The organism is Rhizobium sp. BK212 (assembly GCF_014197475.1).
GTDB lineage: Bacteria > Pseudomonadota > Alphaproteobacteria > Rhizobiales > Rhizobiaceae > Rhizobium > Rhizobium anhuiense.
The window spans coordinates 207421-234166 of the sequence record NZ_JACIFS010000003.1 but is presented as its reverse complement, the minus strand read 5'-3'; the positions used below and the strand labels follow the sequence as shown (position 1 = coordinate 234166).

The following is a 26746-nucleotide window of genomic DNA, read 5'->3' as shown; positions in this document are numbered from 1 at the left end:
GAAGGGCATCCTCTATGGACGACCGAATTCTGATCAGGTCTTACGCGCCCGGCGACGTGGACGCGACGATTGAAATTTTTCTGCGTGCGATTCGAGAGGTCTCGTCGAAAGACTACTCACCCGCACAGATCCAGGCTTGGGCAAAGGTGGAAGATCGCGGACTATGGGCAGAGCGAAGGATAAGCAGGCCTGCCTGGATCGCAGAATTTGACGGACAGCCTGTTGAGTTTTCCGACCTGACCGGCGACGGGTGCCTGGACATGATGTTTGTGCATCCCGAATTTCAAGGGCTTGGAATAGCAAGCCGGCTGTTGAGTAGGATCGAGGACGAAGCTCTGAAACTGGGGTTCAGCCGAATTTATACCGAAGCCAGCCGAACTGCCCGGCCGTTTTTTGCGCGAAAAGGCTTCCGCGTCATAACGAAGCAAATCGTCGAGAAACGTGGGCAAAGCCTGGGAAACTTTCTCATGGAAAAGTTCTACGGATAACAGGCGGCAGTCGGACCGCTTTTCAGACCGTGAAAACCTCACGCCGTAGCACGTTCCACGAGGCCTTGTCGGGCGCAATCAGCAGACCGCCGTCGAGGTGATGCGGCTGGTAGGGCGAGCCGTCGAAGCGCGCCGCATAGGCACCGGCCTCCTGCGAGATCAGCGTGCCGGCAAGATGATCCCAGGGCATCAGCTTGTTGTACATCAGGTAATGCACATGGCCGCCGGCAAAGGTGCGGTATTCTTGGGCCGCGCAGCGGTAATTGGTGAGGAAACGCACCTTGGCCAGATTGCCGAGAATCTCCGCCCGCTTCTCCTGCGGCAGGTAGCCGGCCGAGGCCATGCCGACCATCTGGTCGAGCGCAACCGGCTCTGCAACCGCGAGCCGCTGCGCTTCGCCGTCCGGCCGGCGCAGCCAGGCGCCGCCGCCCTTTTCCGCCATCACCCAGTCGTCGCCCATCGGATCGTAGATGATACCGGCAACCGTCTCTCCGGCCGAGACGACAGAGGCCATGACGCCGAAAGCCGGAATACCGGAGGCGAAGTTGAACGTACCGTCGACCGGATCGACGACGATCGCGAGACCGGCATCTTCGAGCCCGTAGAGCAAATCAGGCTCGGCCGCGACCGATTCCTCGCCGAGGAACAGCGCACTCGGCCAGAGCCGCTGAGCTTCCGCCTTGATCATCCGCTCGGCCTGTTCATCCGCCTCGGTGACGAGATCGGTCGCCTCGCTCTTCGCGCGCACGTCGCCCTGGCCGAGCCGGCGGAAGCGCGGCAGGATCTCCGCCTTCGCCGCGCGGCGCAGTAGATCGGCAAGAACGGTCACGTCAACGGTCGAAGTCATGTCAAATCCTTTCGGTCCGGCCTTTCGGGAAGGGCCCCACATCAAATGCCGACGATCTCACGTCGGATCAGCTGCCAGCTTTCCCGATCGGGTGCGGAGATGATGCCGCCCGTCGTCTCACCGGGGCGATAGGGTGTGCCGTCGAATTTCGCCGTATAGCCGCCGGCCTCCTGATGCGCGAGCACGCCGGCCAGGTGGTCCCAGGGCATCAGCTTCGCATGGCCGATGAAGTGCATTTTGCCGGAAGCGACCATCCAATATTCGTAGGCCGAGCAATTGAAGGAGAAGGTCATCCGGATCTTCGCCATGTTGGCGCAGATGCGCGCGCGATCCGGGTCGTCCATGTGGCCCCATGAGAGGCCGCCGACCATCTGGCTCAGGCTAGCAGGCTCGGCCACCTTCAGCTTTGTCGACTGCCCGTCCCGGCGCGTCAGCAACGTGCCGGCACCCTTGATCGCCGTCACGGTGTCGCCGAGAACGGGATCGTGAATGATGCCGGCGACCGTTTCGCCCCTGACCGTCACCGCCAGCATCGTCCCGAAGACGGGAAGCCCGGCGGCAAAATTGAACGTCCCGTCGACAGGGTCGATGACGAAGGCAAGCTCGGCATCGGCAAGGGCCGGCACGACGGATCGATCGGCATCATAAGCCTCTTCGCCAACGATGAGGGCTTGAGGAAAGCGCTCCCTTAGCGCCGCGGTGATCCTGTGTTCGGCAAGCAGATCCGCCTGTGTCACCAGATCGATTGCCGAAGTCTTTTCCAAAACATCGGCATCGCCGAGATTGCGGAAACGCGGCATGATCTCGGCACGCGCCGCCTCCCGGATGCAATCACCGAGAAAGAGAATGTCCTTGTCAGAAATAGTCATGCGAAATCCTGTCCGTCATACATGAGCCGCCTGCTTAGCCGGCCATTCATGACGGGTCGGTGACAGCAAGGGTGGAAAAGTCGAAGAGTTTCGGATCGAGCAGATGTGAAGGGTTCACATGCGAAAGCGCCCGCAGCATCGTGTCCTTGCGTCCCGGCATGCGCCGTTCGATATCGGAGAGCATATCCTTCATCGCATTGCGCTGCAGCCCGTCCTGCGAGCCGCAGAGATCGCAGGGGATGATCGGAAACTGCATCGCGACAGCGAATTTCGCGAGGTCTTCCTCGGCAGCATAGGCAAGCGGCCGGAGCACCATCAGGTCGCCCTCGTCGTTCAGAAGCTTGGCCGGCATCGAGGCGAGCCGCCCGCCATGGAAGAAATTCATGAAGAAGGTTTCGAGAATGTCTTCGCGGTGGTGACCGAGCACCAGCGCATCGCAGCCCTCTTCCCGCGCGACGCGGTAGAGATTGCCGCGCCGCAGCCGCGAACAGAGTGAGCAGTAGGTGGCGCCTTCCGGCACCTTCTCCTTCACGATCGAATAGGTATCGCGATACTCGATCCGATGCCGAACGCCGATCTTTTTCAGATAATCCGGCAGCACGTGCTTCGGGAAATTCGGCTGTCCCTGATCGAGATTGCAGGCGATGAGCTCCACCGGCAGCAAGCCGCGCCATTTGAGATCGAGCAGCAAGGCCAGCAGCCCGTAGGAATCCTTGCCGCCGGAAAGGCCGACCAGCCAGCGCTTCTGGCCCTTCAGCATGTCGAAATCGTCGAAGGCCTGGCGCACCTGCCGCAGCAAGCGCTTGCGCAGCTTGTTGAAGGTGACGGAACGCGGCGCATCGGCAAACAGCGCATGGCCGCCGGTGTCGGCCTCGCCACTCTCCAACTCATCGGCGATATTGGCTGCGATATTCATTGCTTCGTCCTACAGAAATTCCACACTTGCTCTAGCAGAAACCCGTCTGGCAACACAGCGTCAATCGCCGAAAACCGACCAGCCGGTGCGGGCCGCGAGCATTTCCAGCGCCGCGGCGCCGAGCTGCGAATTACCGACCTTGTTCAGCCCCGGTGACCACACCGCGATCGAAGCAATGCCGGGCGCCACAGCGAAGATGCCGCCGCCGACACCGCTCTTGCCGGGCAGGCCGACATGATAGGCGAAGTCACCCGAGCCATCGTAATGGCCGCAGGTCAACATCAGCGCATTGATGCGCCGCGCCCGCTTCGGCGAGACCACCGAATGGCCGGTCGTCGGATTGCTGCCGCGCGCCGCCAGGAACAGCCCGGCGCGGGCGAGCTGCTCACAAGTCATCGACAGCGCGCATTGATGGAAATAAACGCCGAGCACATGGTCGACGGGATGGTCGAGATTGCGGTAGGCGCGCATGAAATTGGCGAGCGCGAAATTGCGGTATCCCGTCTGCGTCTCCGAGCGCGCCACCTTGTCGTCGATGGTGATCGACTCGTCATCGGCGAGATAACGCACGAAGCGCAGCAGCTCGCCGATCGCCTCGCGCGGCGCATGGCCGGCCATGACGACGTCGCTGACGGCGATCGCGCCGGCATTGATGAAGGGATTGCGCGGGATGCCGCTCTCGTGCTCGAGCTGGACGATCGAGTTGAAAGCCGATCCCGAGGGCTCGCGCCCGACCCGCTTCCACAGCCCCTCGCCGACCTTGCCGAGCGCCAGCGTCAGCATGAAGACCTTCGATATGCTCTGGATCGAAAAAGCGGTATCGGCATCGCCGACACGATAAACCCTGCCGTCGACGGTGACGATCGCCATGCCGAACTGCTTCGGATCGACCTTGGCGAGTTCGGGAATATAGTCCGCGACCTTGCCCTCGCCGATCCGCGGCTGGATATCGGCGTAGATGCTATCGAGGGTCGCCTGCAAATCTGCCATCGCTTCTCTCCAGATCGCAAAAAAGCCGCTCGAAAGAGCGGCTTTCCGTATATCGACGCATGCGGTTGTCTCGCAATCGGTTTCGACTGCGAGACGAAGGCATTAACGCGAATAGAATTCGACGACCAGATGCGGTTCCATGACGACCGGGAACGGAACGTCGCTGAGCGTCGGAACACGGCCGAAGGTTGCGACCATCTTGTTGTGATCGACTTCGATATAGTCGGGAACGTCGCGCTCTGCGAGGCTGACGGCTTCCAGAACGGTCACCAGCTGCTTCGACTTTTCGCGAACTTCGATGACGTCGCCGGCCTTGCAACGGTAGGAACCGATGTTGACGCGAACGCCGTTGACCGTGACATGGCCATGGTTGACAAACTGACGGGCAGCAAAAACCGTCGGGACGAACTTGGCGCGATAGACGATGGCGTCCAGACGCGATTCCAACAGGCCGATCAGGTTTTCAGAGGTGTCGCCCTTGCGGCGGTCAGCTTCGGCGAAGATCGCGCGGAACTGCTTTTCGCGCAGGTCGCCGTAGTAGCCCTTGAGCTTCTGCTTGGCGCGCAACTGCACACCGAAGTCCGAAAGCTTGCCCTTGCGGCGCTGGCCGTGCTGGCCCGGGCCGTATTCGCGGCGGTTCACCGGGGACTTCGGACGGCCCCAGATATTTTCGCCCATACGGCGGTCAATTTTGTACTTGGACGATTCGCGCTTGCTCATCGTATTTCCTTTCAAAGGTTTATGACGATTTGTTACCAAACCGCACGAAGGAAACACGCCCTCCTCTGATCTCTGCCGAGATCTGACAGGATGTTTCGGTTAGCGAACAGAAACGATCCACGGGACATGTCAAATGAAACACCGGGCATTGCTGCCCGGTGCTTGCGGCGGTCTTTAGAGGGCCGTCATGAAAATGTCAACAGCGGCACAGCCTGAACGCGCCACTATTCTGCCGCCAACGGCTGGTCGCCGCCTGTATCAGGCGCGTTGGCGTCGCCAGGTGCGGTCTGGCAGTTCATATCCGGAAAAGCGACGATGCGCTTGCCAGAGAAATCCGTGTGCACGACGACAATACCCTGCTCCTCGAAATAGCCAAGCAGGCGGCGGGCGCGGCGGGCGGAATGGGTGCCGTAGGCGCGGGCGATCCGGGCGTCCGACGGGCACGGTTCGCCGCAGATGGCCGCCTTGGCGAGCATCAGGAAGACACCCTGCAGATCGTCGGTGACGCCTGACGACAGCGACAGCGCCGTCGCCCAGGCATCGCTCGCGGCCGTTTCCGCATCAACGCCCGAGCGCGAGATCGCCACGCGCCGGCGGAAATCCGGCAGGGCGATCGGCGGTCCCGGCACACGGCGCATGCGCAGCCGCACGAGAAAATCCTGGTAAAGCACCGAATCGGTGCGGAAACCGGAGGTGGGATCGTCGAGGATTTCGGCAAGCACGCCAGCAAGGCGCTCCTCCCGCTCCTCGGCAGAGACCTCCACCTGGCTCGCCCTCGCCTCGGCAGATGCGGCCGAGGCTGCCGGCGTCGAGCGCGAGAGTTCGGCGAGAATGTCGGTCGTCGGCCGCGGCGCCGGCGCAGCGCGGCGCATGGGCGGGCGCTGGAATTCTTCCGGATCGGGCGTGAAGATCAGGTCCTCGACATCCTGAGGCGCATCCGGCAGCGGCATCAGCTTCGGGCTGGACGAGCGCGCCGAAGTCTCCACCGCGCCGATCTGGATCGGCAGCGGCCGGCGCGACAGCGCCGGTCCGAGAGCGACGAAATTGCCGCGCTTCAGGTCGCGGAACATCTCGGCCTGGCGCCGATCCATCCCGAGCAGGTCGGCGGCGCGCGCCATGTCGATATCGAGGAAGGTGCGGCCCATCAGGAAGTTCGAGGCCTCGGCGGCGACGTTCTTGGCGAGCTTGGCCAGCCGCTGCGTCGCGATCACGCCGGCAAGACCACGCTTGCGTCCGCGGCACATCAGGTTGGTCATCGCGCCAAGTGACATCTTGCGCGCATCTTCCGAGACATCGCCGCCGACCGACGGCGCAAACATCTGCGCCTCATCGACGACGACGAGAACCGGATACCAATATTCGCGATCGGCATCGAACATGCCATTGAGGAAGGCGGCGGCAGCGCGCATCTGCTGCTCGATATCGAGGCCTTCGAGCGTCAGCACACAGGAAACGCGATGCTGACGGATACGGTTGGCAATGCCCGCCAATTCCGCCTCGGTCCGTTCACCGTCGACGACGACATGGCCGAACCTGTCGCTGAGCGTGACGAAATCACCTTCAGGATCGATGATGACCTGCTGCACCCATTGCGCCGATTGCTCGAGCAGGCGGCGCAGCAGATGCGACTTGCCCGATCCGGAATTGCCCTGCACGAGCAGACGGGTCGCCAGCAGCTCCTCGATATCGAGCGTCGCCGGGCTGCCGGACGCCAATCCCATATCGATGCCAACCTGCAATGCTGATCCTCGCGGCGAAGAGACTCACATGAACGAAGCGCCATTCTTCCGAAACGGCATCGCCCCGTCTATCAAAGAATGCGCTATCTTTCAGGACCGGATTTCGCCAACCCACAGGACAATTCCCGGCTCACCCGAGAAGAGGATCCATCGCCGCGATCCTACATCCCGTCGCCGCGCTACGCCCGCAAGCCGAAGCCCTGCATCAGCCGCCGCGTGGCGAAATCCTGTTGGCCGGAGGTGAAGACCGCGAAGTCGAAATTGTCCGGGTGTACGGCATCGGCGACCAGCGGCACCAGCGTGCGGGCGCGCCGCGCGATCGCCTCGGCGGGGTCGAGCCAGTCGACCGGCCAGGGCGCAAGCCGGCGGAAGAGATTGGCCATGAAAGGATAATGTGTGCAGGCGAGCACGACGATATCGGTTTTCCGACCGTCCTTCTCGACGAAGCATTGGTCGATTTCGCCAAGCACGGCCTCGTCGGAGACGGCGTCACCACGAATATAAGCCTCCGCCATGCGCGCAAGGTTCTCCGAGCCGACGAGGCGGACGTGGCATTGCTGGGCGAAGGACTGGATGAGGTCGCGCGTATAGGCTCGCTTCACCGTGCCGGGAGTGGCGAGCACCGAGACCAGGCCCGACCGCGTGCGCTCCGCCGCCGGCTTGATTGCCGGCACGGTGCCGACGAAGGTCATCTGCGGAAAGGCGGCGCGCAGATCGGCACCAACAAGCGTGAAGGCTGTGTTGCAGGCGATGATGCAGACTTCGGGATCGTGATCCGCCAACAGTTTGCCGAAAAGCCCGATGATCCGCTCCTTCAGCGCCTGCTCCTCCCAGCCGCCATAGGGAAAACCGGCATCGTCGGCGACATAGATGAAGCCGCGTTCCGGCATCAGCACGCGCGCTTCGCGCAAGACGGTCAGCCCGCCGATGCCGGAATCGAAGAGAAGAATAGGTTTCAGCTCACGCGTCGTCGCTGTCATCGGGCGGTGTTTCCTTGGCCGCTGGCGGGAACCGGCCTCCGCGCGGGCTCTTGCGCGAGAAGCGGTCGAGGGAGGAGATGACGCCGCGCAACACGCTGATTTCCTGCTCCGTGAAAGCCCGGCGGGATAAGACAGCGCGCAGATTGTCGACCATTTTCGGCTTTTTCCCGGCAGGATGGAAATAACCGCGGGCATCGAGCGCCTCTTCCAGCTGGTCGAACAGGCCGAAAAGCTGTTCCTTGGTCGAAGGCGTCTGCCCCATCGCCTGGAACGGAACGGCGCCGAGATCCTCCATGCCGGATTTCATCCATTCATAGGACATCAGCAGCACGGCCTGGGCAATGTTCAGCGAGGCAAAGGCGGGATTGACGGGAAAGGTGACGATTTCGTCGGCAAGCGCCACCTCCTCGTTGGTCAGCCCCCAGCGCTCGCGCCCGAAGAGGATGCCGGTGCCCTCGCCGGCGCGGAACCTCGCCCGAAGTGTCTCGGCGGCGATGACGGGCGAGCGCACCGGCTTGTAGCCGTCGCGCTCGCGCGCCGTCGTCGCATAGACAAAATTAAGATCGGCAACCGCCTGCTCCAGCGTGTCGTAGACCTTGGTCGCCTCGATCACGTGATCGGCTTTGGAAGCGGTCGCCAGCGCCTTTTCGTTCGGCCAGCCATCGCGCGGATTGACCAGGCGCAGTTCGGCAAGGCCGAAATTCGCCATGGCGCGCGCCACCATGCCGATATTCTCGCCCATCTGCGGCTCGACCAGAATGATGGCCGGGCCTTCGGCCAGAAGTTGACGCTCGCTGTTCGTACCTGCCATGGTCCTATCCCTGTTTCGAGCGCGCAATAGCCTCGCCCGCTGCAAACGGCAAGACGTCTGCAGGGGGATAGAGTCTTTCCAGCGCCGAACCGATCATTTCGAGCCCAAGTTTCGCGCCCTCGCGCGATAGCGGCAGGTGCCGGCCAGTTGTCCGCGACGCCTTGCGCTTGATGAGGAAACAGCTCGAGCCGCGCCGGGCCGCATTGTCGATCAGCGCCAGATCCGCCGCGATCAGCGTCTTCAGATTGTCGTCAGCGGCCGGCGCGTCATAACTCTTCGCCAGGATACGCGCCCAATAGGTGCAGGAGAGGAAGATCGCCAGCGTCTGGCGGATCTGGCCCGGGCGCGTCACCACCGACCAGGACGAGCCGAGGGGCCGCGCCGCCACCGTCACGTCGCGGTAGCAGCCATCGATCTTCTGCGACAACCGGATCAGGTCGAAACCGCTCTTGCCCTCGCCGATCGCGCCAAGCAGCTCGCGCAACGCCTGGAACCAACGGGCAAGTGCGGCATCGAGCGCCCCGCGCGTGCGCGTGGGGAAGACGATGAAGGCGACCGCCGTTCCCGCCGCCGCCCCGATCATGGTCTCGCCGATGCGCAGCTTCAACAGATCGAGCGTCAGCACGCCGGTCATGCCGTAGACCAGGCAGAGCACGATCGAGATGAAGAAGGTCATCGTCGCATAGGAAACCTGCAGGAAATAGAAGGCCAGAAAGATGCAGACGGCGGCGATCGGAATGGCGATATCAGGCTCGCCCGATATCAGCGTCGCCAGCACAAGCCCGATGGCGATCCCGAACACGGTGCCGAGCGAACGCGACAGCGCTTTCATCGCCGTATCGCCGCGCGAATTGGTGTTGGTGAAAACGAGGAAGGCGGCAAGCACCGCCCAGAACCAGCGCTCGCGCGAGAGAGCCAGGCCAAAAGCCATGGCAAGCGCTGAGGCGAGCGTGATCTGCAGCGCCGAGCGAAGCAGGGGATTGGCAAAGGAAAAGTCGATCTTCTCAGGCAGCACAGTATCCTTGACGGCGTCGATGCCGGAGAATCCCGAGGTCTGCCCCTCGCCGATCGCCTGTGTCAACTGCTGCCGCGCCTCGCCGAGCCAGAGCAGCGCCCGCACGGTTTCGCCTCGCGGCTGGTCCTTGATGGCTTCGGCCATCTCCGCAAATCTTGCAAGTTCCGTGCTATCGGCCTCGATTACGGCATGGATGAGCGCAAAAGGCGGCGGGCTCTGGAAACTCAGCACGATTGCGCTCTCGGCGGCCAGATGCGCATCGAAGAGCCGGATCGCCAATTCTGCGGCCGGATCGGCGGTGGCATCGAAAACGCCGCCGGACGGGCGCGGGATGAAGGTTTCGGCCATCAGCACCACTTCCTTCAGTCGGTCTTCCAACTGGCGCAGTTCCTGCCGGTCGGCTTCACCGATCTCGGCGCCGCCGGCGAGGGCGGCGAGCTTGAAGAGGATCTGGTTGATCCGGCCGCGCACACTTTCGAGCGAGCGGAGCAGGTCGCGCCGCCAGTCGTCCGGCAACAACACGGCTCTCACCAGATGGCCGACGAGCACGGAGACGACGGGGCCGATCGCCACATCAGGCAGCTCGGCCAGCGAAGGCCGGAAATAGGCGCCCATGAAATAGGAGGTGAAAGCGAACATGCCGATCGCAAAACCGCGCGGCCCGAACGCCCGCCCGGCCGATGCGAGCGCGATCACCACCAGGAAGACGAGGTCGGAGAATAAACGGCGATCCTCGAGGCCCGCCGCGATGGCGACGACGCCAAGGCTTGCGACGCAACCGAAGAGCCGCGTCACCAGCTGGCGCGTATTGCCCTTGTCGCGAACGGCCACCCCACCCTCGATCGACAGCACGATGCCGAGGCCGAAAGCCGCCGTCGGCAATGGTCGGATGAACATATGGATGGCGAGAAGGATTAAAAAAGAGAAGATGATCGTCAGCGTCACCCGCGAGGCCATGCGCAGGCGCGAAAGCGCCGGATCATTGGCAAGCAGCCAGTCGCGGAACTGAAAACCGGAAAACAAATGCAAAGCCCCTCATGCCGCAGAAGGATCGACAGATACCGCCGCAAGAGCGGAAATCAAACCACGGCAACGATCGGAACATTCGCCGGGCTCGAATCCTTCGGCATCGATCGAATGTGGCGCGTCTATTGGCCCTTGGCAATCAGCGCCATCGTCGCCTTCAGGGAATCACGGGCCTGCGTTTCGATATTCTCGGTGACGATATCGTCGATCACCGGTTTGCCGTCTTCTTCGACCACTTCGAAACGAACGGTCGTATAGTCCTTGGCATCGGACGCATCCGAGCAGGCGGATTTCTGGAAGCGCACCGTCACCTCGGCCGTGCCGTTGACCACAGGTGCTGCCGCCATCGTCAGATCCTGCAACGGGCAGGCATCCTGGCCATTGACGATGACGTCGTAGTCGAACGGCGATATGCCGTCGTCGTCGACCGCGGGAAATTGCGCCGCCGCCTGGTATCTCGCGACGAAATCGCGGCTGTAGAGATGGTCGAGCCGGCTTGCGTCGAAGATGTCGGTCCAGTCGCTGTTATTGTCCGCCCAGTTGCTCTTGGTCGCGTCCATGATCTCCTTCACGGGGGCGGTGACATCGGCGGCATGGCCGATGCCGGAAAAGGCGATAAGGCTTGCGATAACAACAGCGATTGTCTTCATGGTCGAATATCCGAGGGGCGGTAAATCAAGGCGGACACTAGCCGAATTCCGGCACTTGGCAATGCAGCAAAAACGCATTGCAGAACCCCTTGCAGCTTTGCGTTCCCGGTTCACAATGCTATAGCGCTCCTCATCACATCACCCACCCGGGACCCCGTCCCCCTTCAAGCTCGAACGAGGCAGATACATGAACAAGATCAAGGTCGCCAATCCCGTCGCCGATCTCGACGGCGATGAAATGACGCGCATCATCTGGCAACTCATCAAGGACAAGCTGATCCATCCGTATCTCGATCTCGACATCGACTATTTCGACCTGTCCGTCGAAAACCGCGACGCCACCAATGACCAGGTGACCGTCGATGCCGCCAACGCCATCAAGAAGTACGGCGTCGGCATCAAGTGCGCGACGATCACGCCGGATGAAGCCCGCGTCAAGGAATTCAACCTCAAGGAAATGTGGAAGAGCCCGAACGGCACGATCCGCAACATCCTCGGCGGCGTCATCTTCCGCGAGCCGATCATTTGCCGCAACGTGCCGCGCCTGGTTCCCGGCTGGACGCAGCCGATCGTCGTCGGCCGCCACGCTTTCGGCGACCAGTACCGCGCCACCGACTTCAAATTCCCCGGCAAGGGCAAGCTGACGATCAAGTTCGTCGGCGAGGACGGTACCGTCATCGAGAAGGAAGTCTTCAACGCACCGGGCGCCGGCGTCGCCATGGCCATGTACAATCTCGACGAATCGATCCGCGAATTCGCCCGCGCTTCGATGATGTACGGCCTGATGCGCAAGTGGCCGGTCTATCTCTCCACCAAGAACACCATTCTCAAGGCCTATGACGGCCGCTTCAAGGACATCTTCGAGGAAGTCTTCGAGACTGAGTTCAAGGATCAGTTCAAGGAAGCCGGCATCACCTACGAACACCGCCTGATCGACGACATGGTCGCCTCGGCGCTGAAGTGGTCCGGTGGCTACGTCTGGGCCTGCAAGAACTATGACGGCGACGTCCAGTCCGACACCGTCGCCCAGGGCTTCGGTTCGCTCGGCCTGATGACCTCGGTGCTGCTGACCCCCGATGGCAAGACGGTCGAAGCCGAAGCCGCTCACGGCACCGTCACCCGCCACTATCGCCAGCACCAGAAGGGCCAGGAAACCTCGACGAACTCGATCGCCTCGATCTTTGCCTGGACCCGTGGCCTGGCGCATCGCGCCAAGCTCGACGACAATGCCGAGCTTGCCCGCTTTGCCGCAACGCTCGAAAAGGTCTGCGTCGATACCGTCGAATCCGGTTTCATGACCAAGGATCTGGCGCTCTTGATCGGCCCCGACCAGCCGTGGCTGTCCACCACCGCCTTCCTCGACAAGATCGACCAGAACCTCCAGAAGGCCATGGCGTAAGCCGGCCTTTCCGAGATAAGATCGAAACGGCGGGGATTTCCCCGCCGTTTTCAATTGGGGAATGAACCGATGACGGCCATCCTGCGACCGCTTGAACCCGCCGACCGCGCCGCATGGGAACCCTTATGGGAAGCCTATCAGCGCTTCTATGAGGTGGTCATTCCGCCCGAAACCACCGATCTCACCTGGGCTCGCTTCCACGATCCTGACGAACCGATGCACGCGCTCGGCGCCTTTGATGAAGATGGCCGTCTCGTCGGCATCGTCCATGCCATCTTTCACCGCTCCTGCTGGCTGCCGCAATGGACCTGCTATCTGCAGGATCTCTATGTCGAAAACAGCCAACGCGGGCTCGGCACCGGCGCCGCACTGATCGACGCCGTCGCCGACCTCGCCCGCCAAAACGGCGCAGGCCGGCTCTATTGGATGACGCATGAAACCAATGCAACGGCGCGGCGGCTCTATGACAGGATCGCCGAGCGCTCGGGTTTCATCCAGTACCGAAAGGCGCTTTAAGCGGCTGGGGTTGCACAAAGGCCTCGCCGCACTATTGATTCCGGGGAACGGCAAGACCGCAGAATAACGGCAGCACGAGGAGGATCTCATGACGGAAGAACTGGTATTCTATACGAACCCGATGTCGCGCGGCCGCATCGCGCGCTGGATGCTGGAGGAGATCGGCCAGCCCTATCGCACCGAACTCCTGACCTTCGGCGAAACCATGAAGGCGCCCGAATATCTCGCGGTCAATCCGATGGGCAAGGTGCCGGCGATCCGTCACGGCGATACCATCGTCACCGAATGCGCGGCGATCTGCGCCTATCTCGCCGACACCTTCCCCGAAAAGGCGCTGGCACCGACGCCGGAGGAGCGCGCCCGCTATTACCGCTGGATGTTCTTTGCCGCCGGTCCGCTCGAATCGGCGGTAACGATGAAGGGGCTCGGCTTCGAAATTCCGAAGGATCGCCTGCGCATGGCCGGCTGCGGCGGTTTCGGCGACGTCATGAATACACTCGAAATGGCGGTCTCCGGCTCGACCTACGTCGCCGGCGAACGCTTCACCGCCGCCGACGTCTATGTCGGCTCGCATATCGGCTGGGGCCTCGGTTTCGGCAGCATCGAGAAGCGTCAGGCCTTCGTCGATTATTTCGGCCGCATCAGCGGGCGTGAGGCCTACAAGCGCGCGAATGCGCTGGACGACGAAGCCGGCAAGACGATGCAGGCCGCTTGAGACGTCGAACCCGGGGCGGCGGCCAGACCGCCGCCCCGGAGATATCAGCGGTCAGACAAGCGGCATGTGAATGTCCGTCAGAAGCTCGGTCGGCCGCACCTCGCGCGGATTGTTGAGATATTCCTCGAACATGAGCCTGTCCTTCAGTTGCCGGCCGGACTTCGGCAGCCATTCGGCAAAGAGCCATTGATAGGACTTGGGCATATTGGCATAGGGACCCTTGTGGCGCAGCACGGCATAATCGCCGCCGTCGATCGTGCGCCGCTCGAACGGCGCATCGGCCGGCACGTCTTCAGCGCCGGTGACGCAGGCGATCGAGCGCAGCTTTTCCACCGGCACGATATCGGGATCATCGAGATAGACGCCGATCATCCGCATGTCGGGCTTGGCGAGGCCGCGGGCATAAAGCGTGCCGAACAGTGTCTCGAAGGCCTTGTCGATCTGCATGTAGGAACCGGTATGGGCAACGCCGATCAGCTCGATCGGCCCGATCTCGCGTATGGTAACGTCTAACATGGCTTTGGTCTTTCCGTTGGGTGAGGGCTCATAGGCTGTGTGGCTTCCCTCTTTCCGGTAGCGGGCCGGCGGCATGCCGTAGACCGACTTGAAGATGCGATTGAAGGATTGGAGATTGGGATAGCCTGATCGCTTCGCTATTTCACTGACGGCAAGTTCCGTGCGGACGATCTCGCCTGCCGCATGATGCAGCCTGAGCCGCTTGACGGTTGCCGCCAGCGTCTCGCCGTAAATCGCCCGGTAGATCCTGTGCCAGTGATAGCTCGACATGCAGGCGATTTCGGCAAGGCGCTCCATATCCAGCTCCTCGTCCAAATGGTCGTGAATATAGGCCGAAACCCGTCGCAGACGGTTTTCATAAAGTGCCCATGCCGTTTCGCCGTTCATGTCAAACCTCGTGCAAATCGATCGGCCAAAGAAGAACATAACCCGATTTGACAAATCCTGCTGACTTGCGCTTTCGACGAATCCGGCATAGGGCGGAAGTCCGGCTCGAACCCAAAAGGAATGACTGATGCCGGATTTTTCAACATTGATGCTTTTTGCCGCCGCAGCGCTGGTGCTGACAGCCACGCCCGGTCCCGACATGCTGCTGATCGCCTCGCGCAGTGTCAGCCAGGGACGCGCCGCCGGATTTCTGACCTATGCCGGCATCGCGCTCGGCACCTATTGCCACGCCCTTGCCGCCGCTTTCGGGCTCTCTCAGCTCTTCGTGACGGTGCCCGCTATCTATGAAGCAGTGCGCTGGGCCGGCTGCTGCTATCTTCTCTATTTGGCCTATAAGACAATCCGCTCGGAAGTCACCGCCTTTGCGCCAGCATCGACATTGAGTCGGCTTTCGGGCAGACGCATCTTCTTTGCAGGTCTCGCCACCAATCTGCTCAATCCGAAAATGGCCCTCTTCGTCATGGCCCTCTTTCCGCAATTCGTGACTGCGCAAAGCGGCTCGATCACGATGCAGATGCTGGTGCTTGCGACCGTGCTGAACGGCATCGGCCTCGTCGTCAATGGAGCCGTCATTATTCTCGGAAGCCAAATTCGCACGCGGCTGGCCTCGCTCAGCCGCTTTCCGAAGATGCCGCAATATATGCTGGCGACTGTTTTTACCGGGCTCGCCTGCCGCCTCGCTTTGCAAGCGCGAAACTGACCGCCGCAGGCTTCTGCGCAAAATAAAACCGGCTGCGAAATCCAGATCTCGCAGCCGGTCCACATGTCAAACGCCGTCAGGCTGATGGTCAGCCTGCAAGTGCCGACGCAACTGCCTCAAGGGCTTCGTCGGCCTTGGCGCCATCAGGGCCGCCAGCTTGCGCCATGTCCGGACGGCCGCCGCCGCCCTTGCCGCCAAGCGCGGCAGAAGCGACGCGCACCAGATCAACGGCGCTGAAGCGATCAACGAGGTCGGGCGTCACGGCAACGACCGCGCTTGCCTTGCCATCCTCGGAAACGCCGATGAGCGTCACGACGCCCGAGCCGATGCTGGTCTTCCCGTCATCGGCGAGCCCCTTCAGATCTTTGGGATCGACGCCCGATATCGACTTGCCGAGGAACTTGACGCCGGCGACTTCGCGCACGGAATCGGCCGAGCCGCCCTGCCCGCCGCCCATGGCGAGCTTGCGCTTGGCGTCGGCCAGTTCCTTTTCGAGCTTGCGGCGCTCGTCGATCAGCGCTTCGACGCGCGAGAGAACGTCTGACGGTTGAACCTTCAGCGAGGCGGCAAGCGTCTTCACGCGCTCGTCCTGTTCGGCCAGATATTCGCGCGCCGATTCGCCGGTGACGGCCTCGATGCGGCGAACGCCGGCGCCGACGGCGCTTTCGCCGAGAACGCGGATCAGGCCGATCTGGCCGGTGGCTCCGACATGCGTGCCGCCGCAGAGTTCGATCGAATAGGGCTTGCCGGCCTTGGCGCCGCGCACACCCTCGCCCATCGCCACGACGCGGACTTCATCGCCGTATTTCTCACCGAACAGCGCCATCGCACCTTCGGCGATCGCATCGTCGACGCTCATCAGCCTCGTGGTGACCGGCGAATTCTGCAGCACGATCTCATTTGCCATATCCTCGACGATTTTCAGCTCTTCGGCCGACATCGGCTTCGGATGCGAAACGTCGAAACGCAGGCGCTCGGGTGCTACCAGCGAACCCTTCTGTGCCACATGAGTGCCCAGCACTTCGCGCAGCGCCTCATGCAACAGGTGGGTTGCCGAGTGATTGGCGCGCAGGCGCGAACGGCGGGCATGATCGACCGTCAACGCGACAGCATCGCCATCCTTGACCACGCCTTCGATGACAGTACCCAGATGCACGAACAGGCCTTCGCCCCTCTTCTGCGTATCTGAAATCTCGATCTTGCCATGGTCGGACGAGATCACCCCGGTATCGCCCATCTGGCCGCCGGATTCGCCGTAGAACGGCGTCTGGCTGACGACGATCTGCACCTTGTCGCCGGCCCTGGCCTCGGTCGAAACCGCGCCATCCTTGACGATCGCCTGCACGACGCCTTCAGCCGTTTCGGTGTCGTAGCCCAGGAATTCGGTCGCGCCGTGTTTTTCCTTGAGCTCGAACCACACGGTTTCGGTCGCCTTTTCGCCGGAACCGGCCCAGTGCGAGCGGGCTTCGGCCTTCTGGCGCTGCATCGCATCGGTGAAGCCGGAGATGTCGACGCCGATCTCTCGGGCACGCAATGCATCCTGCGTCAGATCGAGCGGGAAGCCGTAGGTGTCGTAGAGCTTGAAGGCGGTCTCGCCATCCAGCATATCGCCCTTGGAAAGATCCGTCGTTGCGTCCGACAGAAGCGACAGGCCACGTTCGAGCGTCTTGCGGAAGCGGTTTTCCTCGAGCTTCAGCGTTTCCGAGATCAGCGCCTCGGCGCGCACCAGCTCCGGATAGGCGCGGCCCATCTGCTGCACCAGCGTCGGCAGCAGCTTGTACATCAGCGGCTCCTTGGCGCCGAGCAACTGCGCATGGCGCATGGCGCGGCGCATGATGCGGCGCAGGACATAACCGCGGCCCTCATTCGACGGCAACACACCGTCGGCGATCAGGAAGGCCGAGGAGCGCAGGTGGTCGGCGATGACGCGGTGGCTGGCGCTGCCTTCCGCCTTGAGGCCCATCGTATCCTCGATGGCGCCGATCAGTGTCCGGAAGAGATCGGTGTCGAACACGCTCTGAACGCCCTGCAGAATGCAGGCCATGCGCTCCAGACCCATGCCGGTGTCGATCGACGGACGCGGCAGCGGGTTGCGAACGCCGGGCTCCGTCTGTTCGAACTGCATGAAGACCAGGTTCCAGAATTCCAGGAACCGGTCGCCATCTTCCTCCGGCGAGCCCGGAGGGCCGCCCCAGACGTTCTCGCCCTGGTCGATGAAGATTTCCGAGCACGGACCGCAGGGGCCGGTATCGCCCATCTGCCAGAAATTGTCGGAGGTCGGAATGCGGATGATCTTGTCGTCGGAGAAACCGGCGATCTTCTTCCACAGCGTCGCTGCCTCTTCGTCTTCGGAATAGACGGTTACCAGCAGGCGATGCTTCGGCAGATCAAAACCTTCGGTCACGAGCTTCCAGGCAAGCTCGATCGCATTCTCCTTGAAATAGTCGCCGAAGGAGAAGTTGCCGAGCATTTCGAAGAAGGTCAGGTGACGCGCGGTATAGCCGACATTGTCGAGGTCGTTGTGCTTGCCGCCGGCGCGCACGCACTTCTGCGAGGTCGTCGCCGTCGAATAAGGACGCTTTTCCAGGCCGGTGAAGACATTCTTGAACTGCACCATGCCGGCATTGGTGAACATCAACGTCGGGTCGTTGCGCGGGACGAGCGGGCTCGACGGAACAATCTCATGGCCGTTCTTCTTGAAATAGTCGAGGAAGGTCGACCGGATATCGTTCACGCCGCTCATGCTATGCCCTTCAATGCTGCCGGAGGCAGGTAAATACAAATCCATCGGCTTTTAACGTTCGCCTCCGCCACTGTCCAGCAGACAAACAAAACCGGCCGCATTCTCATCAGGAATGCGGCCGGCTGGAACTGACTGATGAGTTCAAGCGCGAAAATTACATTTCCGCAGTGGCATCGCCATCGCCGTCATCGGGATCCGGTCCGCCGTTCTGCAGGAAGCGGTCGGCGATCAGGCCGGCATTCTGGCGCAGCGACAACTCGATCTCGCGGGCGAGATCCGGATTGTCGCGCAGGAAGGTCTTGGCGTTTTCACGACCTTGGCCGAGACGCTGGCTGTTATAGGAGAACCAGGCGCCCGATTTCTCGACGATGCCGGCCTTGACGCCGAGATCAACCAACTCGCCGGTCTTGGAAACACCCTCGCCATACATGATGTCGAACTCGACCTGCTTGAAGGGTGGCGCCATCTTGTTCTTGACGACCTTGACGCGGGTCTGGTTGCCGATCACCTCTTCGCGCTCCTTGACCGCGCCGATGCGGCGGATGTCGAGGCGTACGGAGGCATAAAATTTCAGCGCATTGCCGCCCGTCGTCGTTTCCGGCGAACCGAACATGACGCCGATCTTCATGCGGATCTGGTTGATGAAGATCACCATGGTGTTCGACTTCGAGATCGAGGCGGTGAGTTTGCGCAGCGCCTGGCTCATCAGGCGCGCCTGCAGGCCGGGAAGGCTGTCGCCCATCTCGCCTTCGATTTCGGCGCGTGGCGTCAGTGCGGCGACCGAGTCGACGACGAGGACGTCGACGGCGCCGGAGCGCACCAGCGTATCGGTGATTTCAAGCGCCTGCTCGCCGGTATCGGGCTGCGAGATCAGAAGGTTCTGCAGATCGACGCCAAGCTTGCGGGCATAGACAGGATCGAGCGCATGTTCGGCATCGACGAAGGCGCAGATACCGCCCTTTTTCTGCGCCTCGGCAATGGTCTGCAGCGCAAGCGTCGTTTTACCGGAGCTTTCCGGTCCGTAAATTTCGATGATGCGGCCCCTCGGCAGGCCGCCGACACCAAGTGCGATATCGAGGCCAAGCGAGCCGGTCGAGATCGTCTCGATCTCGACAACATTCTCGTTGGAGCCGAGTTTCATAATCGAGCCCTTGCCGAACGACCGCTCTATCTGTGAGAGTGCCGCTTCAAGCGCCTTGCTTTTGTCCACTGATTTGTCCTCTACCAGCCGCAATGAATTCTGAGACATCCGATCCACCTTTAGGTTATTGAAGCCGCCCAAGCAATGTCGAGTTTGTACCCTATTTGTTCCACTCTCGCAATAGGCGATCAAACAATTGAAAGAAAAAGGTAAAACGGCCCGTGTTCTGTATTTGTTTTATCGATGAAAAGCAACGACTTAGATGTAAAGTGCCGGCACCCGCGCACAAAAACCCATCCCATCGATTCGCACGTCGGGCATCAGGAGAGTGCCTGAAATGAAAAGAAAGATTCTCGTTCTCGGCGGTGCCCATATCGATCGGCGCGGCCGCATCTCCGGCGAGACAGCGCCTGGCGCCAGCAATCCCGGCACCTGGTTCGAGGAGCCCGGCGGCGGCGGCTTCAATGCGGCGCGCAATCTCGCAAGGCTCGGTTTTCAGGTGACGATGATCTCGCCGCGCGGCGGCGATCCCAACGGCGAACTGGTCGGCGAAGCCGCCGATTTCGCCGGCATCGACGACCGGCCTTTCGTCTTCCTCGACCGCAAGACGCCGAGCTATACGGCGATCATCGAGAAGGACGGCAATCTGGTGATCGCCCTCGCCGACATGGATCTCTACCGTTTCTTCGTGCCGCGGCGTCTATCCATCCGCTGGGTGCGGGAAGCTTTCGCCGCCCATGATTTCATCCTCTTCGATGCCAACCTGCCGGAAGAGACAATCGCCGCGATCGTCGCCAAGGCGCATTCCCTGGCCAAGCCCGTCGCGGCGATCGCCATCTCGCCGGCCAAGGTCGTCAGGCTGAAACCCTGCATCGGGGATATCGACTACCTGTTCCTGAACGAGGCCGAGGCCGCCGCCCTGACCGGTGAGCAGCCGGAAGACGCCGCCGGCTGGCCGCCATTGCTGAACGAGATCGGCATCAGGAATGCCGTCGTCACTCGCGGCCGGCGCGAACTCGTCGCGCTTTGCGGGGACCGCGCCGTGACGCTGCAGCCGCCGATCGCCGACACCGTCGCCGATGTCACGGGTGCCGGCGATTCTCTTGCGGCCGGCACGCTCGCCGCCTTGATGCTCGGCCTGCCGCTCGAGGAAGCCGTCCGCCACGGCACCGCGGCCGCCACGCTGACCGTGCAGTCGCGGCACGCCGTCAACGAAAATCTGACGCCGGATCTTTTGAATGAGGCGCTTGCCCTTGTTCCCAAAATCAGAATTCTGCATTGAAGCGACTAATTAAAGAGTTGAGCATGATGCCGTCCGAAAACCGCCCACACTTTTCGGCATCATGTTCTGTCGATCACAGGACAAGACCATGACCAAGCCCATCTCCCCTCTTCTGCCGATCGCCTATTCGAAGGAGGTTGCCAGCGCCAAGCAGCGCGGCGCGCCGCTTGTGGCGCTGGAATCGACGATCATCACCCACGGCATGCCCTATCCCGGCAATATCGAGATGGCCCGCAGCGTCGAGACGATCATCCGTGAACAGGGAGCGGTGCCGGCAACGATCGCCGTCATTCATGGCACGTTGCATATCGGTCTTGAAGCCGCGGAATTGGAACAGCTCGCCAAGGCGACCGAGGTGATGAAGGTGTCGCGCGCCGATCTCGCCTTCGCGATCGCCGAGCGCCGCACCGGCGCCACCACGGTCGCGGCGACGATGATTGCGGCAGCGCGCGCCGGCATCCGCGTCTTTGCCACAGGCGGCATCGGCGGCGTACATCGCGGCGCCGAGGAAAGCTTCGATATATCAGCCGACCTCGAGGAGCTCGCCCGAACCGGCGTCATCGTCGTCTGCGCCGGCGCCAAGGCGATTCTCGACATTCCGAAGACGCTGGAAGTGCTGGAAACCCGCGGCGTGCCTGTCGTCACCTATGAGAGCGAGGAATTTCCCGCCTTCTGGTCGCGCTCCTCGGGCATATCAAGCCCGCTGTCGCTGAACAGCCCGGCCGCCATCGCCAATTTCCAGACGGTGCGCGAACAGCTCGGTGTCGACGGCGGCATGCTCGTCGCCAATCCGGTGCCGGAAGCCGACGAAATCCCACGCGAGGAGATGGAAATCTATATCGAGCGGGCGCTGGATAGCGCCGAGCGCGACGAAATCACCGGCAAGGCTGTGACGCCCTATCTGCTCTCGACCATCTTCGACCTGACGGACGGCCAGAGCCTGAAGACCAATATTGCGTTGGTGGAGAACAATGCGCGGCTTGCGGCCGAGATTGCGGTGGCGCTGCGGAATGAGGATTGACGGGTAGGTCGGTATGGCCGTGACAGATAGATGGTGCCGAAAAAGCCTCTCTGCCTGCCGGGCAGAGGGGCTGGCACGGCACAACCGTGATAGAGGCGATGTGTGGCACGCCCTCTCTCGGGCGCACCCCACTCACCCGTCCAACGTTTCCTTCACCACAACAGCGAGCTGCTTGAGCGAGAAGGGCTTCGGCAGGAAGCCGAATTTCGCATCCGGCGGCAGGTTGCGGGCAAAGGCATCTTCGGCATAGCCGGAGACGAAGATGAATTTCATGTCGGGATAGGTCTTGCGCAGCTCGCGCAGCAGCGTCGGCCCATCCATTTCGGGCATGACAACGTCGGAGACGACGATATCGACCTTGCCGTCGAGTTCTTCCATGATGCTCAGCGCCTCGACGCCCGAGCCCGCCTCGTGCACGGTGTAGCCGCGCGTTTCCAGCATGCGCTTGCCGCCGCGGCGCACCGCCTCCTCGTCCTCGACGAGCAGGATGACCGCCGATCCCGTCAGATCCTCCGGCTGCTGCGACGCCGGCGCCTCGGGCCGCACGCCGATCTCGGCGATGGCGCTGTCGATCGAGCCTGCTTCGGCGGCGACCACCGGCTCAGGGATGTGGCGCGGCAGGAACACCTGGAAGGTCGTGCCCTTGCCGACTTCGGATTCCGGCTGGATGTAACCGCCCGACTGCTTGACGATGCCGTAGACCATGGCAAGGCCAAGACCGGTGCCCTTGCCGACATCCTTGGTGGTGAAGAAGGGTTCGAAGATCTTGTCCATGATCTCAGGCGCGATACCGGTGCCGTTATCGGCGACCTCGATCAGCACCATATCCTCGGCCGGCATGTAGGAATAGTTGAAGGCGGAGACCTCGGCGGCGGTCAGGTTTTTGGTGCGCAGCGTCAGCGTACCGCCCTCGGGCATCGCGTCGCGGGCATTGACGCAGAGATTGATCAGCACCTGCTCGAACTGCGAAAGGTCTGTTTTGACAGGCCACAGGTCGCGGCCATATTGCACGTCGAGCTTGACGTTGGTGCCGGAGAGCAGCCGGTCGACCAGCATGCGCAGGTCGCCGACGACATCGGTGAGGTTCAGCACCGAGGGCCGCATCGTCTGCTTGCGCGAGAAGGCGAGCAGCTGGCGCACCAGCACCGCGGCGCGGTTGGCGTTGCGCTTGATCTCCATCAGGTCGGCGAAGCTGGCATCGGCCGGCCGCGCCTGCAGCAACAGATGGTCGGAGGACAGCAGGATCGCCGTCAGCACGTTGTTGAAATCATGCGCGATGCCGCCGGCGAGTGTGCCCACAGCATTCATCTTCTGCGTCTGCGCCATCTGCGCTTCGAGCGCCTTCTGCTCGGTCACCTCGACGGCATAGACGATCGCTGCCTCCTCGGGCGCCTCGTCGCTCTGGTCGATGACCGCGTTGACATAGAAGCGGAAATAGCGCGCCTCGTCGGTCGGCGTCCGGGTATCGATGGGTGCGATATCGCCCTGCCGATCCTTGGCCGCCGCCAGCGCCTCCGCAAGCTGCGGCCGGTCGCTCTCCTGCACGATGGTTTCGAGATGCGGCGCCTTTTCGAGATCGTCGCGCGAGACGACGCCGGAGAACAACTTCAGGAACGGTGCGTTGGTCCGCAGAATGCGGCCGTTGCCGTCGACCGAGGCGATCGCCATCGGCGTGTTGTTGAAGAAACGGGTGAAGCGCATGGCGGCGGCCGAAGCCGACTGGCCGCCGGCATCGCTCTTTTCACGCGCCAGCACGATCGTCCGGCTTTCGCCGGGCGCGCCATCGCGCATCGAGGTGACGCTGTGGATGATCTGCACCGGCAGGCTCTGGCCGTTGGTCTTGCGCAGGTCGAGGTCGAGAGTCACGGTCTTCTTCAGACCCGGTTCGGCCTGCACCGACTGGATCAGCGCCAGCCCCTCGCCCGCCACGACGTCGCCGATCGTCATCGAGCCCGGCACGAACTTGGTGAGGTCGAGGCTCAGCCACTCGGCAAGCGTCGCATTCAGGTAGAAGATCTCGCCCTTCCTGCCGGCGGAAAAGAAGCCGGCCGGCGCATGGTCGAGATAATCGATCGCGTTCTGCAATTCCTTGAAGAAGCGCTCCTGGTCGTCGCGCTCGGTGGTGATGTCGGTGATCTGCCAGATCTGCAGCGGCCTGCCGCCATTCTCCTCCGGCTGCAGCAGCCGCGCCTTCAGCCGGTACCAATGCGCGCCGGAGTTGTTGCTGCCGGGCCCGACGGCGCGCAGCAGCCGAAATTCCTCCCGGCCTTCCTTGCCTTCGCGCAGGCCATTGACCAGCCTGTAGAGCGCTTCGTTGGATTCGCGGTGACGCGACAGCAGCGTTTCCAGCGTCTGCACCTCGGTCGCCTTGCGCGCGCCGGTCAGCGCGCCATAGGCGGCATTGGCATAGATGATCCGGCCCTTTTCGTCGGTGATCAGCGTCCCGTCGGGATGGCTGTTGAGGAAGGCGCGCGCCAGGCTGTCGGACTGGCGCTGCGGCATCACCTCGATGAAGCCGATGACCGAGGAGACCAGGAAGAAGATGCCGACCATGGCGAGCACGCCGAGACCGCCGAGCACGATCTCGTTGTCGAGCGACTTCTTGAAGAAGACGAAGCCCCCGGCGGCAGCAATCAGCACGAGCGCCAGCAGCAGAATGCGCAAAACCGTGCCAGAACGCCCCCCACGATCCACAAGCGGTGCGTTATAATCGTCGGCCTGACGCGGTTTCGTCATGTATTCCTCACATAAGCCCCTCCCGCTTCGTAGCACGAACACAAAGCGGGAATCAGGCACTCTTTCCTTCTTAGCAATTTGCCGCGTCGGCAAAAACACCGGCAACCGGCAAGACTGCTTGAATTCACAGGCAACAGCGCCATCTGCCCCTGAAGCCCAAAGCGGCCGCCCCTGCGCAAGGTCGCTGGGCGCCAGGCAGCTGAACACGAAATCGCGTTCTCCCGTGACTGGACAGCATGGGCGGCCCTTGCCTAAGGAACGGAAAAGTCGTCAATATGTGCCGAAATGCGAAATGGAGTAAGTGACTATGTTGGATGATGTTGTCGGAGCGTATGGCAGTCGTTTCCTGCTTGCAGCCGGTGGCGTCGGTCTGGCGCTTCTCCTGCTCATCCTCGTGCTCTGGGTGATCCGCAGCCGGGCGCCCTCGCCTTTCGTGCGCGGCGGCCGCAACCGCCAGCCCCGCCTGCAGGTGCTGGATGCCGCTGCCGTCGATGCCCGCCGCCGGCTGGTGCTGGTGCGCCGCGACGACGTCGAGCACCTGATCATGATCGGCGGCCCGAGCGATATCGTCATCGAAAGCCGCATCCTGCCCGCCGCGGCAACCGAACAACCGGAAAGCGTCAACCGCCCGCAGCCCGTCGAGCAGCGCCCGATACCCGTCGCGCGGCCGGAAACGCCGCCGGTCGTTCCGCCGCGCCCGCCGGTCGCTGCCCGTGTCGAGCCGGCCGCCGAGCCCTCTTTCTCCTCGCCGGTCCCGCCAGAGCCGCGCTCGCGCCCGGAATCATCGGCCCAATCATCGGCCCAACCGCCGGCCGTTGCGCCGCCGGTGGTCACGAGCCCGCTTCCGGCAGAGCCGGTGACAGCTCCACTGTCGGCCGAACGCGACAATCCTCTGCGCGCCGCTCCGCCCCAGCCGCGCCCGCCGGAGCGTCCCGCCGTTCCCCCAGCCGCGCAGCCCGCACAGTTCCATGATACCGCGAGTGCAGCCGAGATTCTCGATGCCGCCCACCAGCGCGTGCTGCCGCAGCAGCGCATCGAACCCGAGGTCTCCGCCCCGCCTGTCCAGCACGTGCCGGCGGCAGCACGCGCCGCGCCTGTTACGGCCGAGGACGATGCGGCTGCGCAGTCGGCAGCGGCGATCCGTCATGATTTCCAGCGCGTGCTGGAAGAGGAGATGTCGAGCAATCTGACCGCCGAGCGCATCGTGCCGGCGCCGGCAAACCAGGAACCCCGCCAAGCCGCGCCGCAGCCGGGCAACCTGCCGCGCCGCGATCCCGAGCTAGCTCCCATCACCGGAGCCGACACGGAACTGCAGAAGGAAGTCGCCCGCATCTTCGGCGAGATGAGCGTCAATCGCGACAAATGAGGGCAGACACGCCGGCCTTCATCACCAAGTTGCATAAAAGCCGCAATGCTGCGACTTTCAGTTCGCGAACGGCTCGGGGGCTCCCCTTGATGCCGATCATTTGTTATCTCTGAAGTCGAAGAGCTTTGGTGCATTCGAGGTAACACTTTGCCTAAGTAAATACCGGTCTCACTCCAGTTTCACCCGTACTGCCGCAAAGCGACACGCTGGCGGCATACGAACATGTTCATCGGGTGGTGGCGAGAGACCGGTTTGGCATTGTTACAATGTGCCATGTGCAGCTCCGCTGTCTCAGCTCTTCAGCCGCCCCCGACATCGCCACACCGCGCCCGCAAGGGTTTTCTCATGCACCATCTTGGTGGACTTCCGAACGGAAGACCAAGACGGTATGTGCAATACGCTTCGGGTCCGATGGACCATTATTCCCAAGACAGCTCCCCAGCCCTGGTTGGCCTGCGGCGGATGCGGGGGCCTCAGAGCTTTCCAACCCAGCGGCAAGATCCGGCTCAACGCCAACGGTCGCAAGGTCGACGCCTGGCTTATCTACAAATGCCTGACCTGTGAAAGAACATGGAACCGGCCAATCCTCGAGCGCCGCAATGTTCGCGACATCGATCCTCAAGTCCTTGACGCGTTACAATCCAACGATCCCGGCTGGATCCGGGCAGAAACCTTCAACCTCGATGCTCTCCGGCAGAAGTCACAGCGTGTGGACGAGTTTGCCGAATTTGACATCAAAAAAGAGATGCATAGCGACACGGCGAATTGGACGAGATTGGCAATCGAACTGATGGTCCCGTTTCCAACGAGCACACGCCTCGACCGTCTGCTGGGCTCCGAACTGAAAGTGTCACGCTCGCGGCTGCAGGCTCTGCATGATCAAGGCATGGTTCGGACAGATCCTGACCGAGCAGGCGTCATGCGGCGGCGGATCAGGAATGGCACCCTTGTCGTGATTGACCTCGCCATGGAGGCCGACCGAGAGCAATCTTGGAAAGCTCTGGCAGCAGGAGATCCGCTATAATAGTGGAACTCCGTCGCGGACGCTCGATCTCGGGCCTTCGTGACTATCGAAAAAGGCGCCGCGATCGGGATCGCGGCGCCTGTTCTGCT

The 26746-nt window shown here is 62.3% G+C and carries 23 protein-coding genes; 9 read left to right on the top strand and 14 right to left on the bottom strand.

Annotated elements, in window-relative coordinates; translation table 11 throughout:
* The first annotated feature begins 14 nt into the window (after window positions 1-14).
* The gene (locus FHT79_RS11090) at window positions 15-488 is read left to right on the top strand and encodes a GNAT family N-acetyltransferase (protein ID WP_183903363.1); all 474 of its coding nucleotides are present in this window, start codon (window positions 15-17) and stop codon (window positions 486-488) included.
* A gap of 22 nt (window positions 489-510) precedes the next feature.
* Here the strand turns inward: FHT79_RS11090 and FHT79_RS11085 are convergent, their stop codons facing one another.
* From FHT79_RS11085 to FHT79_RS11040, 10 genes are all read right to left on the bottom strand, one after another.
* On the bottom strand, window positions 511-1335 hold the full coding sequence (locus FHT79_RS11085) for an inositol monophosphatase family protein (protein ID WP_183903362.1): 825 nt from the start codon (window positions 1333-1335) through the stop codon (window positions 511-513).
* A gap of 41 nt (window positions 1336-1376) precedes the next feature.
* Complete coding sequence (locus tag FHT79_RS11080; protein ID WP_168332985.1) at window positions 1377-2204, bottom strand: inositol monophosphatase; 828 nt, start codon at window positions 2202-2204, stop codon at window positions 1377-1379.
* A 46-nt stretch (window positions 2205-2250) separates the two neighbouring features.
* A complete protein-coding gene (gene ttcA / locus FHT79_RS11075; protein ID WP_168332984.1) occupies window positions 2251-3120 on the bottom strand; it encodes a tRNA 2-thiocytidine(32) synthetase TtcA in 870 nt (289 codons plus the stop codon).
* Window positions 3121-3180: 60 nt separating this feature from the next.
* Window positions 3181-4110 carry a glutaminase gene (locus FHT79_RS11070; RefSeq protein WP_168332983.1) on the bottom strand — a complete coding sequence of 310 codons (930 nt, stop codon included), beginning with the start codon at window positions 4108-4110 and terminating at the stop codon, window positions 3181-3183.
* Window positions 4111-4212: 102 nt separating this feature from the next.
* Window positions 4213-4830 carry a 30S ribosomal protein S4 gene (gene rpsD, locus FHT79_RS11065; protein ID WP_004676212.1) on the bottom strand — a complete coding sequence of 206 codons (618 nt, stop codon included), beginning with the start codon at window positions 4828-4830 and terminating at the stop codon, window positions 4213-4215.
* 224 nt (window positions 4831-5054) lie between these two features.
* Window positions 5055-6569, bottom strand: a complete 1515-nt coding sequence (locus tag FHT79_RS11060; protein ID WP_183903361.1) for an ATP-binding protein — start codon at window positions 6567-6569, stop codon at window positions 5055-5057.
* Window positions 6570-6748: 179 nt separating this feature from the next.
* On the bottom strand, window positions 6749-7549 hold the full coding sequence (gene murI / locus FHT79_RS11055) for a glutamate racemase (RefSeq protein ID WP_028756201.1): 801 nt from the start codon (window positions 7547-7549) through the stop codon (window positions 6749-6751).
* Entirely contained in the window at window positions 7530-8360 is an 831-nt protein-coding gene (locus FHT79_RS11050) for an RNA methyltransferase (RefSeq protein ID WP_028756200.1), read from the bottom strand. Before FHT79_RS11050 ends, murI begins: the two co-directional genes overlap by 20 nt.
* A 4-nt stretch (window positions 8361-8364) precedes the next feature.
* Window positions 8365-10404, bottom strand: coding sequence for an FUSC family protein (locus tag FHT79_RS11045; protein WP_168332981.1), 2040 nt, complete (start codon window positions 10402-10404; stop codon window positions 8365-8367).
* A gap of 119 nt (window positions 10405-10523) precedes the next feature.
* Window positions 10524-11051, bottom strand: a complete 528-nt coding sequence (locus FHT79_RS11040; RefSeq protein WP_168332980.1) for a hypothetical protein — start codon at window positions 11049-11051, stop codon at window positions 10524-10526.
* A gap of 187 nt (window positions 11052-11238) precedes the next feature.
* Here FHT79_RS11040 and FHT79_RS11035 point away from each other — a divergent pair, with 187 nt between their 5' ends.
* From FHT79_RS11035 to FHT79_RS11025, 3 genes are all read left to right on the top strand, one after another.
* Window positions 11239-12450, top strand: a complete 1212-nt coding sequence (locus FHT79_RS11035; protein ID WP_028756198.1) for an NADP-dependent isocitrate dehydrogenase — start codon at window positions 11239-11241, stop codon at window positions 12448-12450.
* 69 nt (window positions 12451-12519) lie between these two features.
* On the top strand, window positions 12520-12966 hold the full coding sequence (locus FHT79_RS11030; RefSeq protein WP_047611588.1) for a GNAT family N-acetyltransferase: 447 nt from the start codon (window positions 12520-12522) through the stop codon (window positions 12964-12966).
* An 88-nt stretch (window positions 12967-13054) separates the two neighbouring features.
* Window positions 13055-13681: a glutathione S-transferase family protein gene (locus FHT79_RS11025; RefSeq protein ID WP_028756196.1), complete on the top strand. Its 627-nt coding sequence runs from the start codon at window positions 13055-13057 to the stop codon at window positions 13679-13681.
* A 51-nt stretch (window positions 13682-13732) separates the two neighbouring features.
* On the opposite strand, the gene FHT79_RS11020 is transcribed toward FHT79_RS11025, so the two are convergent.
* On the bottom strand, window positions 13733-14584 hold the full coding sequence (locus FHT79_RS11020; RefSeq protein WP_097594432.1) for an AraC family transcriptional regulator: 852 nt from the start codon (window positions 14582-14584) through the stop codon (window positions 13733-13735).
* A gap of 127 nt (window positions 14585-14711) precedes the next feature.
* On the opposite strand from FHT79_RS11020, the gene FHT79_RS11015 reads away from it, so the two are divergent.
* Window positions 14712-15344, top strand: coding sequence for a LysE family translocator (locus tag FHT79_RS11015; protein ID WP_168333245.1), 633 nt, complete (start codon window positions 14712-14714; stop codon window positions 15342-15344).
* An 88-nt stretch (window positions 15345-15432) separates the two neighbouring features.
* On the opposite strand, the gene alaS is transcribed toward FHT79_RS11015, so the two are convergent.
* Window positions 15433-18087 (bottom strand): alanine--tRNA ligase, encoded by a 2655-nt coding sequence (gene alaS, locus FHT79_RS11010; RefSeq protein WP_168333244.1) that lies wholly within the window; start codon window positions 18085-18087, stop codon window positions 15433-15435.
* Window positions 18088-18241: 154 nt separating this feature from the next.
* Entirely contained in the window at window positions 18242-19336 is a 1095-nt protein-coding gene (recA, locus tag FHT79_RS11005) for a recombinase RecA (protein ID WP_003540131.1), read from the bottom strand.
* A gap of 229 nt (window positions 19337-19565) precedes the next feature.
* Between recA and FHT79_RS11000 the strand changes: the two genes are divergently transcribed.
* Both FHT79_RS11000 and FHT79_RS10995 read left to right on the top strand, forming a co-directional pair.
* Entirely contained in the window at window positions 19566-20510 is a 945-nt protein-coding gene (locus tag FHT79_RS11000; RefSeq protein WP_028758079.1) for a carbohydrate kinase family protein, read from the top strand.
* An 88-nt stretch (window positions 20511-20598) separates the two neighbouring features.
* Window positions 20599-21531 carry a pseudouridine-5'-phosphate glycosidase gene (locus FHT79_RS10995; protein ID WP_047610035.1) on the top strand — a complete coding sequence of 311 codons (933 nt, stop codon included), beginning with the start codon at window positions 20599-20601 and terminating at the stop codon, window positions 21529-21531.
* Between the two features lie 132 nt (window positions 21532-21663).
* On the opposite strand, the gene FHT79_RS10990 is transcribed toward FHT79_RS10995, so the two are convergent.
* Window positions 21664-24267: a PAS domain-containing sensor histidine kinase gene (locus FHT79_RS10990; RefSeq protein ID WP_183903360.1), complete on the bottom strand. Its 2604-nt coding sequence runs from the start codon at window positions 24265-24267 to the stop codon at window positions 21664-21666.
* Window positions 24268-24568: 301 nt separating this feature from the next.
* Here FHT79_RS10990 and FHT79_RS10985 point away from each other — a divergent pair, with 301 nt between their 5' ends.
* Together FHT79_RS10985 and FHT79_RS10980 are read left to right on the top strand one after the other, a co-directional pair.
* Window positions 24569-25633, top strand: coding sequence for a flagellar biosynthetic protein FliO (locus tag FHT79_RS10985; RefSeq protein ID WP_097594358.1), 1065 nt, complete (start codon window positions 24569-24571; stop codon window positions 25631-25633).
* A gap of 388 nt (window positions 25634-26021) precedes the next feature.
* Window positions 26022-26657, top strand: coding sequence for a DUF1062 domain-containing protein (locus FHT79_RS10980; RefSeq protein ID WP_028758083.1), 636 nt, complete (start codon window positions 26022-26024; stop codon window positions 26655-26657).
* Window positions 26658-26746 lie beyond the last annotated feature (89 nt).